17 protein-coding genes are annotated in these 16,796 nt (G+C 58.0%); 8 read left to right on the top strand and 9 right to left on the bottom strand.

The genetic code is table 11. From position 1 onward, the window contains the following. Positions 1-56 precede the first annotated feature (56 nt). The gene (locus IBX59_RS07380; protein WP_296373994.1) at positions 57-1,253 is read right to left on the bottom strand and encodes an ABC transporter substrate-binding protein; all 1,197 of its coding nucleotides are present in this window, start codon (positions 1,251-1,253) and stop codon (positions 57-59) included. A gap of 167 nt (positions 1,254-1,420) precedes the next feature. After that, on the bottom strand, positions 1,421-2,422 hold the full coding sequence (locus tag IBX59_RS07375; protein WP_296373992.1) for a GlxA family transcriptional regulator: 1,002 nt from the start codon (positions 2,420-2,422) through the stop codon (positions 1,421-1,423). A 182-nt stretch (positions 2,423-2,604) separates the two neighbouring features. On the opposite strand from IBX59_RS07375, the gene IBX59_RS07370 reads away from it, so the two are divergent. Beyond that, positions 2,605-3,975 (top strand): class II 3-deoxy-7-phosphoheptulonate synthase, encoded by a 1,371-nt coding sequence (locus IBX59_RS07370; protein ID WP_296373990.1) that lies wholly within the window; start codon positions 2,605-2,607, stop codon positions 3,973-3,975. A gap of 1 nt (position 3,976) precedes the next feature. Here IBX59_RS07370 and IBX59_RS07365 read toward each other — a convergent pair whose 3' ends face one another. Continuing rightward, complete coding sequence (locus IBX59_RS07365) at positions 3,977-4,618, bottom strand: PAS domain-containing protein (protein ID WP_296373989.1); 642 nt, start codon at positions 4,616-4,618, stop codon at positions 3,977-3,979. A gap of 187 nt (positions 4,619-4,805) precedes the next feature. Between IBX59_RS07365 and IBX59_RS07360 the strand changes: the two genes are divergently transcribed. The 4 genes from IBX59_RS07360 to IBX59_RS07345 all read left to right on the top strand — a co-directional run bounded on the left by IBX59_RS07360 (position 4,806) and on the right by IBX59_RS07345 (position 7,974). Continuing rightward, positions 4,806-5,696, top strand: a complete 891-nt coding sequence (locus IBX59_RS07360) for a YicC/YloC family endoribonuclease (RefSeq protein WP_296373986.1) — start codon at positions 4,806-4,808, stop codon at positions 5,694-5,696. Positions 5,697-5,700: 4 nt separating this feature from the next. Continuing rightward, on the top strand, positions 5,701-6,339 hold the full coding sequence (gene gmk, locus IBX59_RS07355) for a guanylate kinase (protein ID WP_296373984.1): 639 nt from the start codon (positions 5,701-5,703) through the stop codon (positions 6,337-6,339). Beyond that, on the top strand, positions 6,336-6,857 hold the full coding sequence (locus tag IBX59_RS07350) for a gamma carbonic anhydrase family protein (protein ID WP_296373982.1): 522 nt from the start codon (positions 6,336-6,338) through the stop codon (positions 6,855-6,857). The genes gmk and IBX59_RS07350 overlap by 4 nt, the downstream gene beginning before the upstream one ends. A 79-nt stretch (positions 6,858-6,936) precedes the next feature. After that, a complete protein-coding gene (locus IBX59_RS07345; RefSeq protein WP_296373981.1) occupies positions 6,937-7,974 on the top strand; it encodes an ATP-binding protein in 1,038 nt (345 codons plus the stop codon). 18 nt (positions 7,975-7,992) lie between these two features. Here the strand turns inward: IBX59_RS07345 and IBX59_RS07340 are convergent, their stop codons facing one another. The 6 genes from IBX59_RS07340 to IBX59_RS07315 all read right to left on the bottom strand — a co-directional run bounded on the left by IBX59_RS07340 (position 7,993) and on the right by IBX59_RS07315 (position 14,130). After that, positions 7,993-8,982, bottom strand: a complete 990-nt coding sequence (locus IBX59_RS07340; protein WP_296373979.1) for a calcium/sodium antiporter — start codon at positions 8,980-8,982, stop codon at positions 7,993-7,995. Positions 8,983-9,414: 432 nt separating this feature from the next. Then, positions 9,415-10,176, bottom strand: coding sequence for a LuxR family transcriptional regulator (locus IBX59_RS07335; RefSeq protein WP_296373977.1), 762 nt, complete (start codon positions 10,174-10,176; stop codon positions 9,415-9,417). Continuing rightward, positions 10,169-10,618 carry a type II 3-dehydroquinate dehydratase gene (gene aroQ, locus IBX59_RS07330; protein WP_296373975.1) on the bottom strand — a complete coding sequence of 150 codons (450 nt, stop codon included), beginning with the start codon at positions 10,616-10,618 and terminating at the stop codon, positions 10,169-10,171. The genes IBX59_RS07335 and aroQ overlap by 8 nt, the downstream gene beginning before the upstream one ends. Positions 10,619-10,819: 201 nt before the next feature. Continuing rightward, positions 10,820-11,692, bottom strand: coding sequence for a translation elongation factor Ts (gene tsf, locus IBX59_RS07325; RefSeq protein WP_296373973.1), 873 nt, complete (start codon positions 11,690-11,692; stop codon positions 10,820-10,822). Between the two features lie 67 nt (positions 11,693-11,759). After that, positions 11,760-12,536: a 30S ribosomal protein S2 gene (gene rpsB, locus IBX59_RS07320; protein ID WP_296373971.1), complete on the bottom strand. Its 777-nt coding sequence runs from the start codon at positions 12,534-12,536 to the stop codon at positions 11,760-11,762. Positions 12,537-12,753: 217 nt separating this feature from the next. Further along, entirely contained in the window at positions 12,754-14,130 is a 1,377-nt protein-coding gene (locus tag IBX59_RS07315; protein ID WP_296373970.1) for a HupE/UreJ family protein, read from the bottom strand. Here IBX59_RS07315 and IBX59_RS07310 point away from each other — a divergent pair. The 3 genes from IBX59_RS07310 to IBX59_RS07300 are packed head-to-tail and all read left to right on the top strand — an operon-like array spanning position 14,129 to position 16,776. Next, entirely contained in the window at positions 14,129-14,929 is an 801-nt protein-coding gene (locus IBX59_RS07310; protein ID WP_296373968.1) for a DUF4198 domain-containing protein, read from the top strand. The two genes, IBX59_RS07315 and IBX59_RS07310, sit on opposite strands and share 2 nt — an antisense overlap. Positions 14,930-14,980: 51 nt before the next feature. Then, positions 14,981-15,874 (top strand): PfkB family carbohydrate kinase, encoded by an 894-nt coding sequence (locus IBX59_RS07305; RefSeq protein WP_296373966.1) that lies wholly within the window; start codon positions 14,981-14,983, stop codon positions 15,872-15,874. Next, a complete protein-coding gene (locus IBX59_RS07300) occupies positions 15,871-16,776 on the top strand; it encodes a pseudouridine-5'-phosphate glycosidase (protein ID WP_296373964.1) in 906 nt (301 codons plus the stop codon). The genes IBX59_RS07305 and IBX59_RS07300 overlap by 4 nt, the downstream gene beginning before the upstream one ends. Positions 16,777-16,796: the final 20 nt, after the last annotated feature.

Genomic DNA, 16,796 nt, shown 5'->3' with positions numbered 1-16,796 from the left:
GATTTTTGGGAAACGGCGCAGGCTGCCCCGCGCCGTTCCTGTTCTTTCAGCGCCGGTCAGCGATAACCGATGGTGGAATAGACACCATCCGCAAATTCGATTTCCTGATAGTTGCCGGCAGATTCGCCCGGCACGATCAGTTCGACCGCAGATGCACCAACATAGTCGATCTGTTCGCCGGCGGCGATCAGCTCAAGCCCCTTGCCCAGTTCACCGGGAAAGATTTCGATGCCCGGTGCGTTTGCCACGTCAAAGATGTGGTTTTTGAAATCACCCGAGGCCGAAGACCCGGCCGCCTGCATCGCCAGCATAATCAGCGCTGCCGCATCATATGATTCTGGTGCAAACGCCCCGGTTCCGTCAAAACCGGCACCTTCGGCAAGGCCCTCGAACAGGGTCGCGCCCGGGCTGTCGGTGCCGGGATAAGCGCCGAATGACCCGTTCAATTCATCGCCAAAGTTTTCGTTCAGTCGCACACCGACCATGCCGTCAGGGAAATAGAAGGTGTCAAATGCACCACTGTCCAATGCAGACCGGACAACACCGGACCCGCCTTGGTCAACGTAGCCGGCAACGACCAGCACATCGCCCCCGGCGGATGCCAGCGCGCCGACTTCAGCAGAATAATCAGCCTTGCCGTCTTCATGCGCGGCCGAAATCGTCACCTTGCCGCCCGCGGCCTCGAAGGCAGCTTGGAAGGCATCGGCCAGACCCTTGCCATAGTCGTTGTTTGTATAAGTCAGCGCGACTTCGCTAACGCCGCGATCTTGCAAAATCTCAGTGATGATCACGCCCTGACGCGCATCAGAGGGGGCGGTGCGGAAAAACAGCCCGTCGCTTTCGACCGTGGACAGGCCCGGCGATGTTGCCGATGGCGAAATCATCACGATGCCGTTCGGGCGCGCAACGTTCTGCAAGATAGATCCGGTCACACCGGAACAATCGGCCCCCATGATCGCGTTGACGCCATCAGATGTGACCAGACGTTCAGCCGCACTGGCTGCCGCACCTGAATCGATACATGTGCTATCAGCACGCACCGATGTGACGGTTGCGCCACCCAGCAGCGCACCGGATTCTGTGACTTCGGCCATCGCCATTTCAGCTGCGGCACCCATTGCCGGGGTGATCGATTCCAAAGGCCCCGTAAAGCCAAGGATGACACCGATCTTTACCTCTTCTGCGTGGCCAGCGGCAAATGCGCTGCTTGTCATCATCGCAATGGCGCTTGTAGCCATCAATAGTTTTTTCATGCGTCGTCTCCCTATCGGATTTCGTTATCCTAGGGCACAGATTAACAGCATGTTTCCAAAAGAAAAGGTCGAACCAAAAGACAATTCGCCTGCAACACACAAAATTTCAGGCATCTGTCCTGCAATCGCAGGGTGAAAGCGGCCATCGCAGTTGCTGTCAGGGCCAATCAGCCAAGAATCCGCGCTGCATGGCTGCCGCGTTCGCGATAGGGCGTTGTGTCATAATGCGACCGATAGCATTTCGAAAAATGCGATGGCGACGCAAAACCACAGGCCAGCGCCACGTTGATCACCGTCATATCGGTCTGCATCAGCAGATTGCGCGCTTTTTGCAGGCGCAATTCCATATAATATCGCTTTGGACTGCGCACGAGATAGCGGCGAAACAGCCGCTCTAACTGTCGCGTGGACATCCCCACATCCTTGGCCAGGATGGCCGGGCTGATCGGGTCTTCGATGTTGGCTTCCATCATCTGAATGACCCGGCTGAGCTTTGGGTGGCGCACGCCGATGCGGGTGGGAATCGACAGGCGTTGCGTATCCTGATCGGTCCTGATGGCGGAATAAATCAGGGTATCCGCGACAGCATTGGCCAGGTCTTCGCCAAAATCATCGGCAATGATTTTCAACATCAGGTCAATCGACGCGGTGCCGCCGGCTGTGGTGATCCGGTTGCCATCGACCACAAAGACAGATTTCGTCAGGGTCACGTCTTCGAATTCTTCGGCGAAACTATCCTGATTTTCCCAGTGGATCGTCGCACGTTTGCCATCCAGCAGCCCGGCTTTGGCCAATGTGTAAGCCGCTGTGCAAAGCCCCGCGATGGTCGCCCCGCGCCGGGCTTCGCGGCGCAGCCAATTGAGCGTGCGTTTCGTGGTGGCCGCCTGCACGTCAAGACCACCACACATCATGATCATGTCATCGCGATCGAGGTCAATCAGATCGCTGTCCACACGAAAGGCACAGCCGTTTGAGCAGGCCACATCTTCGCCGTTCTCGCTGACGATCTTCCAGCTATAAAGCTGTTTGCCTGCCGTCCGGTTTGCCAACCGCAGGCTTTCGATCGCGCTGGCAAAGCACAGCATGGTAAAGTTGCGCATCAAGACAAAGACAAAACGGCGCGGTTTGCCTGTGGTTTCAACGTCTACGATCTGCGGTTCGATTGACATGCGCCCGATTTTCCAATTTTTGTCTCACGACTTGATCAGTTTTGCGGCCCGCGTTCAAGTGTGAACCCTCAAATGCCCAGGCAAGGCCAGCCCTGAAGGTAAAGTTAACCATTGGCCCCGCGGCGCACCCGCGTTATACGACGCATTTGATACCGCTAACCACCCACGAACGGAGCGAACCAATGACTGACTGGCAAAAATCTGACTGGCGCAACAAGCCCCGGGTGCAGATGCCTGACTATACCGATGGCGCAGCCCTGCGTGCTGTCGAGAAACGTCTTGCCAGTTATCCGCCACTGGTTTTCGCTGGTGAGGCACGCAAGCTAAAGTCGCAGCTGGCCGCCGTCAGCCGTGGAGAGGCGTTTTTGCTGCAAGGCGGCGATTGTGCCGAAAGTTTTGCGGAATTTTCTGCCGATGGCATCCGTGACACGTTCAAGGTGATGCTGCAAATGGCAATGGTGCTGACCTATGGTGCCAAGGTGCCGGTGGTCAAGGTGGGCCGCATGGCCGGCCAGATGGCCAAACCCCGGTCGGCCCCGACCGAAACCATCGGCGGCGTGGAATTGCCCAGCTATCGCGGCGATATCATCAACGGGTTTGACTTCACGCCCGAAGCGCGTAACCCCGACCCCGACCGCATGTTGCAGGCCTATTTGCAGGCAGCGGCGACGCTGAACCTGCTGCGCGCCTTCTCGACAGGCGGTTTCGCCAATGTCCACGAGGTTCACAAATGGACGCTCGGGTTCACTGATGGCAACGAGGTCAAGAAATATTCCGACATGGCCAGCCGGATCAGCGATACGCTGGATTTCATGCAGGCCGCGGGTTTGACGACAGACACGAACCACGAATTGCAGACCGTGGATTTCTACACCAGCCACGAAGCCTTACTCTTGGAATACGAAGAGGCGCTGTGTCGTCTCGATTCCACCTCTGGCAAATGGCTGGCAGGGTCGGGCCACATGATCTGGATCGGGGATCGCACCCGCCAGCCCGACGGCGCACATGTCGAATTCTGCAAGGGCGTGCTGAACCCGATCGGGCTCAAATGCGGCCCCAGCATGACATCGGGGCACCTCAAGGCGCTGATGGCCTCTTTGAACCCTGACAATGAACCGGGCCGTCTGACGCTGATCGCCCGGTTTGGGGCCGGGGCTGTTGCCGACCATCTGCCGCGCCTGATCCGCGCAGTCGAAGAAGAAGGCGCAAACGTGGTCTGGACCTGTGACGCGATGCACGGCAACACGATCAAATCGACCAGCGGCTACAAGACCCGGCCGTTTGATTCGGTGCTGCGCGAGGTCAATGAATTCTTTGCGATCCACAACGCCGAAGGCACGATCCCCGGTGGTGTGCATTTCGAAATGACCGGGAAAGACGTGACCGAATGCACCGGCGGCGTGCGCGCTGTCACCGACGAGGACCTGTCCAGCCGCTATCACACGGCTTGCGATCCGCGTTTGAACGCATCGCAGTCACTGGAACTGGCATTTCTGGTTGCCGAAGAATTGTCGGCGCGTCGTGACAAGCTGCAACCGGCCAAAGCCGGCTGAATTACGTATTATCAATGACCAGCGAAAGGGCCGGGCGCTGCGCGTCTGGCCCTTTTTTCTGGTGCGGTCTTGGGATGGCCTGTGAACTTGCCAGATGCAGGCAAAATGTTTCATGCCGGATCAGCGCCCCGTCAGGCACACAAAAGCGGCGAGGCCGGTTGCCGGGTATCCCGTCGGTGACAAGCGCGCCCAGAATTCGGGTCGTGTTACCTTTTTCGTCGCTCATGGGCAGCAGCAGCATGGTTCCGGTCATATTGGGCCGCAGCAACCGGCCATGCGACAGCAACGGGACAGCAATAATGGCCGGTTCCTGAAAGGCCGCTTCGACCAGATCCGCGATCAGCGCGCGTGCTGCCGGTTCAAAGAACGTGCTGATAGGCATGCCTCGCGCATCCATCTTGAGAAGGTCGTGCAAATGCCGACCAGCCACGCGCATCCGGGCGATCCCAGGGGCAACGCGTTGCAAGATGAATGCATAGGGCAATGCCAGGTCAATCTGGTCGGGTGCGATATCGGTGCGCTGGGGCAGCCGCCTTGCACGGCGCAAACTGTGCCAATAGGTTTCCAGCCCGCGCAGAACCGGATGATCGGCCCCCGGCAGGCACTGTCGTTTCTGGCTGGGGCTGTCATCGGTGCGTTTCATCCTTGACCTCAAATCTGGGACGTCTGACCTGCCGACATCCGGTGATGCTGTGGTGGCAAGATACCAAAGATTCACCCACTTTTCACTTAACAAATTATTAATGGGTTAACTCGGCAGCGGCTCAGGGTTGCCCAGGATGCGCCTTTGCCGTTAGGTGCGCCACAGAACATGAAAGGGGACAACGGGCATGATCCATTCGATGACAGCTTTTGCCAGCCTGACAGGGCAGCTTGGCACGACATCGTGGCATTGGGACATGCGCGGGGTAAATGCGCGGGGGCTTGATCTGCGCTTGCGCCTGCCTGACAGCATCGAAGGGTTGGAGGCCCCGCTGCGCGCGGCCCTGACAAAAGGGTTGGGGCGCGGCAATGTGGCCGTCAACCTGCGCTTGCAACGTGGCGAAAGCGAAGCGCCCCTTGTGATTGATCAGGCGCAACTGGACCGCGTGTTACAGGCGTTGGACACTGTGCAGGAACGGGCCTTTGCGATGGGTGTAACGTTGGGGCAGCCAACGGCGGCCGATGTGCTGGCGCAGCGCGGGGTTGTCATTTCTGCAAAGCCCGAACAGGACGATGGCGCGCTGACCCTTGCGTTAGTGGCCGATATTGCGCCGCTGATTGCTGCATTTCAACAGATGCGCGCGCAGGAAGGCACCGCCTTGCACGTCGTGATTGCCCAACAGCTGGACCGCATTGATACCCTGACAAAAGCTGCCGCAAGCGCCGCCGCCGCGCGCGCGCCCGTTGTGCGTGCAAACCTGACCGCAGCCTTGCAACGCGTTCTGGATGATGTGGACAACATCGACCCCACCCGCATTGCGCAGGAACTTGCCATGCTGGCCGTCAAAGCCGATGTCACCGAAGAAATCGACCGGCTTCGGGCGCATGTGGCCGCTGCCCGCGATCTGTTGGATCACCCTGGTCCTGTGGGGCGGAAATTCGATTTTCTGTCGCAAGAATTCAATCGAGAGGCGAATACGCTTTGCGCCAAGGCGGGGTCTGCGGCGTTAACGGCGATCGGCCTGGACCTGAAGACGGTGATCGACCAGATGCGCGAACAAATTCAGAATGTGGAGTAACCAAATGTCACGACGCGGCCTATTGATCATCCTGTCATCCCCGTCGGGCGCTGGAAAATCCACGCTGGCGGGTCTGTTGCGCACTTGGGACGCGACACTGGCGTTTTCGGTCTCTGCCACAACCCGTGCGCCGCGCGCTGGCGAGGTCAACGGCAAGGATTACTTTTTTGTCACCGCGCCAGAATTCCAAAAGCAGGTGTCCGATGGTGACATGCTGGAACACGCGTTGGTCTTTGGCAATTACTATGGATCGCCCAAAGCACCGGTAAAGGCGGCAATCGACGCGGGACGCGACGTGCTGTTCGATATTGACTGGCAGGGCGCCCAGCAGATCAAGAACTCCAGCCTTCAGGAACATGTGCTGTCGATCTTTATCCTGCCACCGTCGATCAAGGAATTGCACCGCCGTCTGGTCAGCAGGGGGCAGGATGCCCCCGAAATCATCGAAAAGCGGATGCAAAAAAGCTGGGATGAAATTAGCCATTGGGATGGTTATGATTATGTTTTGATCAATGACGATCTGGCGACAACGCAAGAGCGGCTGAAAACCATCATCAGCGCCGAACGGCTGCGCCGGTCGCAGCAACCTGATCTGGTGGGCCACGTCCGCGCCCTGCAAGCGGAATTTGGAGATATGACATGACACTTTATGCATTGGATGACATCAGCCCCGACATCGCCGATGACGCATGGGTCGCGCCGGGATGTTATATTATCGGCAAGGTGCGGCTTGGTGCTAGGGCGTCGGTCTGGTTCGGCAGTACGCTGCGCGGCGATAACGAGCAGATCACGGTCAGTGCGGGCAGCAATGTGCAGGAAAATTGCGTGCTGCACACAGACCTGGGGTTTCCCCTGCACATCGGGGCAGGCTGCACCATTGGCCACAAGGCAATCTTGCACGGCTGCACCATCGGAGACAATTGCCTGATCGGCATGGGGGCCACGGTGCTGAACGGTGCCCGGATTGGCAGGAACTGCCTGATCGGGGCAGGGGCCCTGGTGACCGAAGGCAAGGTGATCCCTGATGGATCACTTGTCATGGGGGCCCCGGGGCGGGTTGTGCGCGAACTTGACCCGCAGACCATCGACGGGCTGAAGGCATCAGCACTGAATTACCAACAGAACGCGGCCCGTTTCCGCGCCGACCTGCGCGCGCTGTAGGTGTCGCGTGCTGACACAACCAGACGGGTATGCCCGGTGATGGCGAAACCACAGGGCCGCAGCCGCGAAAGAAAAGCTGATGATAACGTGTGACATGACCACGCTGATCAACGCGTTGCCCTTGCCGATCATGGCCGTTGGCGAAGATGAACGGGTGCGCGCGGTCAATGCCCCGCTTGTCGCGATGTTGGGCCCTGATCTTTTGGGCAAACATCACGTCGCGGCGCTGCGTCAACCTGCCGTGCTGGATGCCATCATGATGGCGCGCCAAGGCGGTGCCCCGACCACCGCCCAATATCTGGGACGCGACGGGGACCGCGACACAACCTACCGCGTTGTCGCAGCCTTGGCCGGGCGCGATGTTGTGGTGTCTTTTGAAGACCAGACCGCCGCTGAATATGCCGGCCAGATGCGCCGCGATTTCGTGGCCAATGTCAGCCACGAATTGCGCACCCCGCTGACCGCACTTTTGGGGTTTATTGAAACTCTGGGTGGTGCGGCGCGCAACGATGCTGCCGCACGCGACCGGTTTCTTGAAATCATGACCAACGAAGCCAATCGCATGACGCGGCTGGTCGACGATCTGTTGTCGCTAAGCCGTGTGGAAGATGACGAAAGGGTGCGGCCCCGTGAAAATGTGAATATCGGGGATGTGTTGGCCTCGGTCATCAAAGGGTTGGAGCCGCAGGCGGCAGCCGCTGATGTCACAGTCACGTTGGACCGGCCCACGCAACAGGTGACGTTGCCGGGCGACACCGGACAGTTGGTGCAGGTCTTTACCAATCTGGTTGAAAACGCCATCAAATATGGTGCTTCTGGCGGCAGGGTCGTCGTGCGTTTGTCGCCGGCGGCGAATCAGCCAAGGCTGCGTAGCGAAGGTGTGCAAATCGAAGTGATCGATCATGGCGAAGGCATTTCCGCGCACCACATCCCCCGTTTGACCGAACGTTTCTATCGGGTCGATAGCCATCGGTCGCGTGCAGTCGGTGGCACGGGACTGGGGCTTGCGATCGTGAAACATATCATCAACCGCCACAGAGGCCGCATTTCGATTGAAAGCATCGTAGGGCAGGGCACCACGGTGCGCGTTCTATTGCCGATAGAATCGAAAGCCTGACGCAACGACGCAACCCCGTCAGGCGATGGTTTCGGAAAACAGATACTGCACGACAATAAAGACGACATAGCCGAAGACCATCACGGCCCCAATCGGTCTGGTCAGCCGGCCAACGGTCAGCATCCAGGCTGAAAACACCACAGCCACACCGACTGTCACCCAAAGTTCCAGACCCAACAGCACCGGATCAACCCCGATCGGCTTGATCATGGCCGTCAGACCAACGATCGACAAGATATTAAAGGTGTTTGACCCGATGATATTGCCCAAGATCAGCCCCAAGGACTGTTTGCGCGCTGCAGCGATACAGGTTGAAAGTTCGGGCAAAGAGGTGCCAAAAGCCACGACTGTCATGCCGATCACCGCCTCTGGAACCCGCATCGCAGTGCCCGTTGCCACAGCCCCCTGCACAAGCAGTTCTGACCCGACTGCCAGTGCCACTAGCCCCATCAGCAAAATGAGAATGGCAGCCTGCATGGTTTCGATAATGACGGGTTCACTGTCATCAACATCATCGTCGTCATTCTGTATCGGCAGCGTGTCTGTGCGGTATTGGTAAAAGACGAACGCAACAAGCAAGATGAACATGCCCAAGCCAAAAAGGCTGGTCAGGTGATCGGTGATCATGCCCACGGCCACGATCGCCGTGGCCAGCAACATCATCGCCAAATCCTTGAACAATGCGCGCGGCGTGCCGGTCACAGTCAGAAAAACCGCCGTTACCCCCAGCACAAGCAGAATATTCGCCACATTCGAGCCCAGAACATTCCCCAGCGAAAGCCCCGGGAAACCCGACAAGTTGGCGTTCACAGATGTAAAAAGCTCTGGCACCGATGTGCCGAAAGAAATGATCGTCGCGCCGATAAACAGTGGCGAAAGCCCCGTGCGTTGAGCGACGAAAACGGCCGCATCAACGGTATAATCCCCGCCTTTTATCAGCAGATACAGCCCAAACAGCATGGCCCCGGTGGCCAGCACGAACAACTGGTAGGACGTTAATTCAAACAAGGGGCGGCCTTCTGATCAAAAAGATGAATCGTGTTGCGACCGAAGACCGATCATACATGCGATAAAATAACGCCAGACATTAACAGCGTTTCCACGTGTCCCGAAAATCTTTTGTCCGGCATAGATACGTCCATTCACGTCATTTTTTCCTACACATTTTTTCCATGTAGGATGGAGCGGACGAATTTTAAAGTGGCGCTTACCTGGAAAAACACCTTTTCAACCTGACACCAAACGGTCTGGTATCAGGTGAAAACGCTGGGCGCAGGATCTTGTAATTGCAAGTCTGCGCACCAGCAGTCCACGGGCCTTAGGCCACCACTCACAGGACACTATGTTTATGCGGAATTAACGGTGAAAATGAAAGTCAGGGAAACCTGACCTTTGATCTGTAAATGACCATTTCAGCATGTCATTTGGAACTTAATTGCGTCAGGCCGCATCGTCCATGATGAACATTTGATTGTGCAAGGCTAGCTTCAAGACTGCCTGTGCTGTTGTCTCTACGCCTAAGGCCCGACGCGCGAGTCGAAGGTGTTTTTCAACGGTCGCAGCGGTCAAGCCCAATAAAACCGCAATATCCTGTGTCGTCTTGCCATCTGCGACCCATTCCAGCACCTCGCGCTGCCGCTTGGTCAAACGTCGATTGCCGAAATAGGGCAGGGTCAGTAATTTCAGATGCATCACATTATTCATGACGACAATAGCATCACCATGTTCGGCCCACATTTCATCCACCATATCTTGGGTCAGGCCGGGTTTTGCTGTCAGCGCAATTGCACCCTTTGCCCGCGGAGAAATTGATTTAAAGCTGATGGTATAGCCTGCAATCACATTCATCTTGCGATTGAATTCTAAGACGCGCCGTTCGCGGTCCGACAGCTTGTTGGCATCGCTCATTTCCTTAAGCCACGACCAACTGCAAGCACCGCTGTTGGCCAGCGCCCATCTTATCATCGGGGCGTCAAAATAAAGCCCACAATCGATGAATACTCGCATATATGCAGGTGTTTGCGTTGAAAGCAGTATCCAGTCCTGCGGATCGCCAAGCGATTTCGTTGTGCGATACTGGGTAAACCCATAGATCAACCTGTCAAATCCAAAGCTGTTCATCTTGCTGGTTTGCAAGCTCCACAGTTCTTCAACGCTTTGCGCATTGGTCAGATCGACAAGATGGCGGATCAAATCAGGCATCGTCTCCGCCAAGCCAAGACAGCAACGCGTCCATCGCCAACGGATAACCCGCAGCACCGAACCCGCAAATCTGACCGACAGCAACCGGCGCAATATAGGATTTTTGCCGGAACGCTTCGCGGGCGTGGATATTCGACAGATGAAGTTCGACAACAGGAAGCTGGATCGATGCGATCGCATCCATCAAGGCAACCGACGTGTGTGTATAAGCACCGGCATTCAAAATCACACCGTTATGCGTTCCGCGCGCGGCATGTAACGCATCGATCAATTCACCTTCATGATTGGACTGGCGGAACACGACTGACACCCCAAGGGCAACTGCGTGTTTGACACACAGATTTTCGATATCTTGCAAGGTTGTTGTGCCATAAACTTCGGGCTGGCGGGTGCCTAGCAAGTTCAAATTCGGACCGTTGAGAATGAGAAGTGAGCGTTTCATGAGTGTCCTGTAACAGTTCAGTCGTCATACACAAATAATTTATTCATCAACCAAAGTATAGTTTGGGAGTTTATATTACATAATACTGATTATGCGATTTAACTGTGAATTATCGGGCAGCCTTCAGCCGACCATCCCCGGGCAACAAAAAAGCCCGCACGCATCGCGCACGGGCCGTTTGTTCAAAACAAGGCTTTGTTCTTAGCCGTGCATCTTTGCGACTTCGGCAGCAAAGTCTTCTGCGACTTTGTCAATGCCTTCACCAACTTCCAGGCGCGCGTAACCGGTAATTTCAACGCCAGCTTCCTTTGCGGCTTCTGCTACAGTCAGATCGGGGTTTACCACGAACTGCTGGTTCAGAAGCGTGACCTCGGCCATGTACTTCTTCATCCGGCCTACGATCATCTTTTCGATCACCGCTTCTGGCTTGCCGCTTTCGCGCGCAATATCCATCTGGATGTGTTTTTCTTTTTCGACCACAGCCGGATCAAGATCCGCTTCGGACAAGGATGCAGGGTTTGCAGCGGCCACGTGCATGGCGACCTGACGCGCAAAATCTTCGTTGTCGCCGTTGATTGCGACCAACACGCCGATGCTGCCCATGCCGGGTGCTGCAGCATTATGGACATAGCTGACAACCTTGCCACCGCTCAAGGTTACCATACGGCGCACGGACATGTTTTCACCGATCACGGCAACCGCATCTGTCACGGTCTGTTCGACAGATTTGCCGCCCATGTCAGCCGCTTTCAGCGCGTCCAGATCAGCCGCGCCCAATGCAACCTGCGCGATCCCGGCGACCATTTTCTGGAAATCGGCGTTTTTGGCGACAAAATCAGTTTCCGAATTCACCTCGACCGCGACACCCTTGCCACCGTCAACAGCCACAGCGACCAGACCTTCGGCGGCCGTGCGGCCGGATTTCTTGGCGGCCTTGGCCAGACCTTTGGTGCGCAGCCAGTCAACCGCAGCGTCCATGTCGCCATTGCTTTCGGTCAATGCCTTTTTGGCATCCATCATGCCTGCGCCAGTGCTGTCGCGCAGTTCTTTCACCATTGCAGCGGTGATTGCCATATTGTCTCTCCTCGTGCGGAATGCGTGTGGTTTGCGGATGGGGGCATAGGCCCCCTACCCGTCTGTTTTATGACGCTTGCGCTGCGGCAGCTTCTTCGGCCAGCACTTCTTCGGCCAGGTCTTCCATGGCGCCCATGTCAACACCAGCAGCACCCAATTGTGCTGTCATGCCGTCAAGTGCGGCGCGTGCTGCCAGATCGGTATAAAGCGCGATCGCGCGGGCTGCGTCATCGTTGCCGGGAATGACGTAATCAACGCCGTCGGGCGAACAGTTGGTATCCACCACGGCCACAACAGGAATGCCCAGTTTCTTGGCTTCTGCGATTGCCAGATCTTCCTTGTTCACGTCGATGATGAACAGCAGGTCAGGCACGCCGCCCATTTCGCGGATGCCGCCCAGCGATGCTTGCAGTTTGCCCTGCTCGCGTTCCATGCCAAGGCGTTCTTTCTTGGTCAGGCCAGCAAAGCCGTTTCCGGCGGCTTCGTCGATCTGCTTGAGACGATTGATCGACTGCGACACGGTCTGCCAGTTCGTCAGCGTGCCGCCCAGCCAGCGGTGGTTCATGTAGAATTGCGCGGATTTTTCAGCGGCGTCCATGATCGGCTTTGCCGCCTGACGTTTCGTGCCGACAAACAGCACACGACCGCCTTTGGCGACGGTGTCGCGGATGACTTGCAGCGCCTGATCCAGCATCGGAACAGTCTGCGTCAGGTCCATGATGTGGATGCCGTTGCGTGACCCATAGATGTAGCGACCCATCTTGGGGTTCCAGCGTGCGGTCTGGTGGCCAAAGTGAACGCCAGCTTCAAGCAACTGGCGCATGGAGAACTCGGGAAGAGCCATGTGTTTTTCCTTTTCCGGTTTCAGCCTCGGCGGGGGATCAGGCGTTTGCCCAACCGGTGGATCGTTTGGGATTTCTCCCCAACCGACCCGCCCCCGCCTGCGGGATTAAGTGCGCGCTTCATAGTCGGCGTTGTGCGGCGTGGCAAGTGGTGTGTCGCCTCCGGCGGGAGTTTTTTGGCCAAGATGAAGACAGGAGCGGCCTTGCCCGGCGCGCGGTTTACAAGATCACCCGTTCGATCACCCAATAGGCCCCGACCGCCGCAATCGCCACAGAGGCAGGCACAGCCACCAGACGGCGATAGGCATCGATCTGATCGCGCATCTGGATCGACACGGCTGATAGCACAAAAATAGCGGCAATTGGCCCGGCAAAGACCCAGACAGGCGCCTCGAATGCGGTTTCCAAGGCGGGCGGGTTCACGGTGATCAGCGCCAGAGCCGCGACCAGCAGCACTGCATAAATCACAAGGCCCTGTGTCGCTTCATTGCGGCCGCGATCTATCCGCAGCGCCTGCCAGACACAAAGCAGCATTGTCGCAATCACGAACAATTGCCCGACCTCGACGCCCACGTTGAACCCGATCAGCGCAGGCACGAAGGTGGTTTCGGGCAGGCCGAATTCCGCCAGCACCGACGCAAAGCCCAGCCCGTGCAGCAAGCCGAAGAAAAAGATCACGAAGGGCCGCCATGGGCTGATCCCTTTCATGAAAATATTCTCGACCGCGACATAGACGATCGACAATGCGATCAGCGGTTCGACCACGTCGATGAATGCCACCCCGAGATTTTCCTCAAAGAAATCTTCGAGAAACGAAGTGTGCCCGAGTGCCGCCAGCGCTAGCGTGATAGTGTGCGCCACTGTAAACAGCGACACCTGCAAAATCAGCGGGCGCAACCGGGCGGCCAGAAAGAACAGCCCCAGCACGAACAGGATATGATCCAGTCCTTTGGGCACGATATGGTCGAAACCGATCGGGATGTAGTTGAAAAAACTTTGCCATGCGGTCGCCTGATCCCCGCCCGCCAGCCGGATCGGGGGGCTGACCGCGCCTGCCTCAAGATAACCGTCATAAGGGGCGTCTACCCCCATCTGGCGCACCACAAGGGTGCCAAATGCCCTGTCCCAGCCAAATGTCAGGGTTTGCGCCCCGTCCGGCAGGGCGGCACTGAAAGTGAATTCCGATGGCCGCACAAGGGCGGGGTTGCCGACAGGGGCAACGGCGACACGATCCAGTTCGGGCGTTAGCGTGATCGCGTCTGCCGTCAGCGTCAGGCGCGCCGCCATTTCGGGCCAGAAGGCGCGAAACCGCTGTTCCAGCTGCGCAGGTTCCAGCACGCGCAGGCTGTCGTAAGTCTCGGCCTGAGGGGCCGCGTTGGTGTCGTCCACCGCTGTCAGGTCGATGCCAGCCACGAAACTTTCCAGATTGGCGCGCATTTCGAAAACGATGCGCCCGTCCACTTGGGTCATATCGGTGATTGACGGCAGCACCTCATGCGCCCCTGCGGGTGACAGCCCTGCAAGCCAGATCAGCACCACGCTTGACATCACCCGCAACAAAGCCACTTTTGCAGCAACAAAAGAGGGTTTTTTCATGCGCGTTGTCACTTTCATTCTTGCCGTCGCCGCTGCACCTGCCGCGGCCCATGAACTCTGGCTGGAGCCACATGCCTATCAGGTGCCGGCGGAAGGTAGTTTGCAGGCCGATATTGTCAACGGCGAGAATTTTGACGGGATTATCCTGCCGTTGCTGCCCCAGCGCATCGTGAATTTTGTCATTTTCGCTAACGATCAGGCCGCCCGTGTGCAGGGCCGCCCCGGCGATCGCCCGGCGTTGAACCAGCCCCCTTTGGCGCCCGGCCTGAATATCGCGGCCTATCAGGCGCAGAATGCGACGGTCGATTATGAAACGCTCGGAAAATTCGAAACCTTCGTCGATCACAAGGATCTGGGCGATGTCATCGCTGTTCACCGTGCCCGCAGCCTGCCCGAGGAGGATTTCAAGGAAGTTTATTCACGTTATTCCAAGACCCTTTTCGCGGTGGGTGACGCCGTGGGGGCTGACCGCCGTGTCGGGCTGGAAACAGAACTGGTGGCGCTGACCAATCCCTATACTGACGATCTGTCAAACGGGGTGCAGGTGCAGCTTTACTACCGCGAAAACCTGCGTGCGGACGAACAGGTCGAGGTTTTTGAAAAGGCCCCTGATGGCGCCGTGGCGATCACGCGCTACCGCACCGACGATCAGGGGATTGCGACGATACAGGTCAAGCCCGGCCATGAATATATGGTCGATGCGGTCGTAGTGCGCATCCCCAATGATGCATTGATGGATGAGACCGGAGCGGTGTGGGAAACGCTGTGGGCCAATCTGACTTTTGCCGTGCCGGAATAAGGCGGCTGGAAAGGCTTGCCTTGGGCCGCTGGCGCGGTCAAAACCCGTGGCATGAACACACCAGTTGATATTCTTTGCATCGGATCGGTCCTGTGGGATGTGATCGGGCGCGCGGCCAGCCATATGCGCGTTGGATCCGATGTACCGGGGCGGATCACCCGCCTGCCCGGCGGCGTGGCGATGAATATTGCCATGACGCTGCGCCGTTTCGACATGACGCCCGCCCTGCTGACGACCATAGGCCGCGATGCCGAAGGTGATGAACTGGTTGCAGAGGCCACGCGCATGGGGCTGAACTGTGATCATATCTATCGGTCGGACGATCTGCCCACCGATGTTTATATGGCCATCGAAGGGGCAAACGGGCTGATCGCCGCCATCGCCGATGCCCATTCGCTGGAGGCAGCGGGCGACAAGATCTTGCGCCCGCTGGCCAATGGCAGGCTGGGCACGCCAGAGGTTCCATTTGCGGGCTGTATCGCGCTTGATGGCAATCTTACCACTGATCTGTTGCAGCACATCGCCACATCGCCACTGTTTCGCGCCGCCAATCTGCGCGTGGCACCGGCATCACCCGGCAAGGCAGAACGCCTGCTGGCGCTGATCCATCACCCGTCAGCCACGTTCTACGTGAATCTGGAAGAGGCCGGGTTGCTGTGCCAGACGGTGTTTGAAAATTCTGCCGATGCCGCCGCCGGAATGCTCAAACGTGGCGCGCATCGCGTGCTGGTCACAGACGGCGGCAAATCCGCATCCGAAGGCACCGCAGGTGATATCATCACCCAAACGCCGCCCGCTGTCATGGTCACGCGTGTGACTGGCGCGGGCGACACATTCATGGCCGCCCATATCGCATCCGAGGCGCAAGGGCTGGACCGCGCCACCGCCCTGACCCGCGCCTTGCACGCCGCCGCCACCTATGTTTCTGGAGAAACCCCCCTATGATCCCCATGTCCTATAGCGCCGAAGTCGCCAATGCCCGTGCAAGTGGCGGCGCGATTGTTGCGCTTGAAAGCACAATCATTACGCATGGTATGCCATTTCCACAGAATGTGGAAACAGCTCGGCTGGTCGAGGATGATGTGCGCGCCGCAGGTGCGACCCCTGCGACCATCGCGGTGCTGGATGGCACGCTGCACATCGGGCTGGAACCCAACCAGTTGGATGCGCTGGGGCAGGCCCGCGGGGTTGCCAAACTGTCGCGTGCCGATATCGCCGCTTGCATCGCCACCGGCGAGACCGGGGCGACCACGGTTGCGGCCACGATGATTGCGGCACATCTGGCCGATATTCATGTTTTCGCCACCGGCGGGATCGGCGGGGTGCATCGCGGCGCTGAACACAGTTTCGATATATCGGCTGATTTGCAGGAACTGGCGCAGACGCCCGTGACGGTCGTGGGCGCGGGCGCCAAGGCAATCCTTGATCTGCCCAAGACGTTCGAAGTGCTGGAAACGCTGGGCGTGCCGGTGATTGCCTATGGTCAGGACATGCTGCCTGCATTCTGGTCGGCACAGTCCGACCTGCGCGCGCCGCTGCGCATGGACAGCCCCGCCGCTATCGCCCGCGCCCAGCAGATGCGCACCGCGATGGGGTTGAAAGGCGGGCAACTGGTGGCAAATCCGATCCCACGCGATGCCGAAATTCCCGCCGATGTGCTGGCGCCCATCATCGCGCAGGCCCTGTCAGAGGCAGACGCCAAAGGCATCACCGCCAAGCAGGTCACGCCCTTCTTGCTGGGCCGGATTTTCGAATTGACCGCTGGGCAGTCGTTGGTGGCGAATATCGCTCTTGTACGCAACAACGCGCGGCTGGCGGCACAAATAGCGGTTGCAATGCAGAAATAGCGCCCGCGCGGATGCGGCCC

The organism is Yoonia sp. (assembly GCF_014859355.1).
Taxonomy (GTDB): domain Bacteria; phylum Pseudomonadota; class Alphaproteobacteria; order Rhodobacterales; family Rhodobacteraceae; genus Yoonia.
This window is presented reverse-complemented; position numbering and strand designations above follow the sequence as displayed.

Excerpts from the sequence above, each read along its gene's own strand:
- IBX59_RS07375 (WP_296373992.1), bottom strand. The coding sequence starts at position 2,422 with ATGTCAATCGAACCGCAGATCGTAGACGTTGAAACCACAGGCAAACCG.
- IBX59_RS07370 (WP_296373990.1), top strand. The coding sequence starts at position 2,605 with ATGACTGACTGGCAAAAATCTGACTGGCGCAACAAGCCCCGGGTGCAG.
- IBX59_RS07310 (WP_296373968.1), top strand. The coding sequence starts at position 14,129 with ATGCGCGTTGTCACTTTCATTCTTGCCGTCGCCGCTGCACCTGCCGCG.
- aroQ (WP_296373975.1), bottom strand. The coding sequence starts at position 10,618 with ATGAAACGCTCACTTCTCATTCTCAACGGTCCGAATTTGAACTTGCTA.
- IBX59_RS07335 (WP_296373977.1), bottom strand. The coding sequence starts at position 10,176 with ATGCCTGATTTGATCCGCCATCTTGTCGATCTGACCAATGCGCAAAGC.
- IBX59_RS07305 (WP_296373966.1), top strand. The coding sequence starts at position 14,981 with ATGAACACACCAGTTGATATTCTTTGCATCGGATCGGTCCTGTGGGAT.
- IBX59_RS07365 (WP_296373989.1), bottom strand. The coding sequence starts at position 4,618 with ATGAAACGCACCGATGACAGCCCCAGCCAGAAACGACAGTGCCTGCCG.
- IBX59_RS07350 (WP_296373982.1), top strand. The coding sequence starts at position 6,336 with ATGACACTTTATGCATTGGATGACATCAGCCCCGACATCGCCGATGAC.
- gmk (WP_296373984.1), top strand. The coding sequence starts at position 5,701 with ATGTCACGACGCGGCCTATTGATCATCCTGTCATCCCCGTCGGGCGCT.
- IBX59_RS07315 (WP_296373970.1), bottom strand. The coding sequence starts at position 14,130 with ATGAAAAAACCCTCTTTTGTTGCTGCAAAAGTGGCTTTGTTGCGGGTG.
- rpsB (WP_296373971.1), bottom strand. The coding sequence starts at position 12,536 with ATGGCTCTTCCCGAGTTCTCCATGCGCCAGTTGCTTGAAGCTGGCGTT.
- IBX59_RS07380 (WP_296373994.1), bottom strand. The coding sequence starts at position 1,253 with ATGAAAAAACTATTGATGGCTACAAGCGCCATTGCGATGATGACAAGC.
- tsf (WP_296373973.1), bottom strand. The coding sequence starts at position 11,692 with ATGGCAATCACCGCTGCAATGGTGAAAGAACTGCGCGACAGCACTGGC.
- IBX59_RS07345 (WP_296373981.1), top strand. The coding sequence starts at position 6,937 with ATGATAACGTGTGACATGACCACGCTGATCAACGCGTTGCCCTTGCCG.
- IBX59_RS07300 (WP_296373964.1), top strand. The coding sequence starts at position 15,871 with ATGATCCCCATGTCCTATAGCGCCGAAGTCGCCAATGCCCGTGCAAGT.
- IBX59_RS07360 (WP_296373986.1), top strand. The coding sequence starts at position 4,806 with ATGATCCATTCGATGACAGCTTTTGCCAGCCTGACAGGGCAGCTTGGC.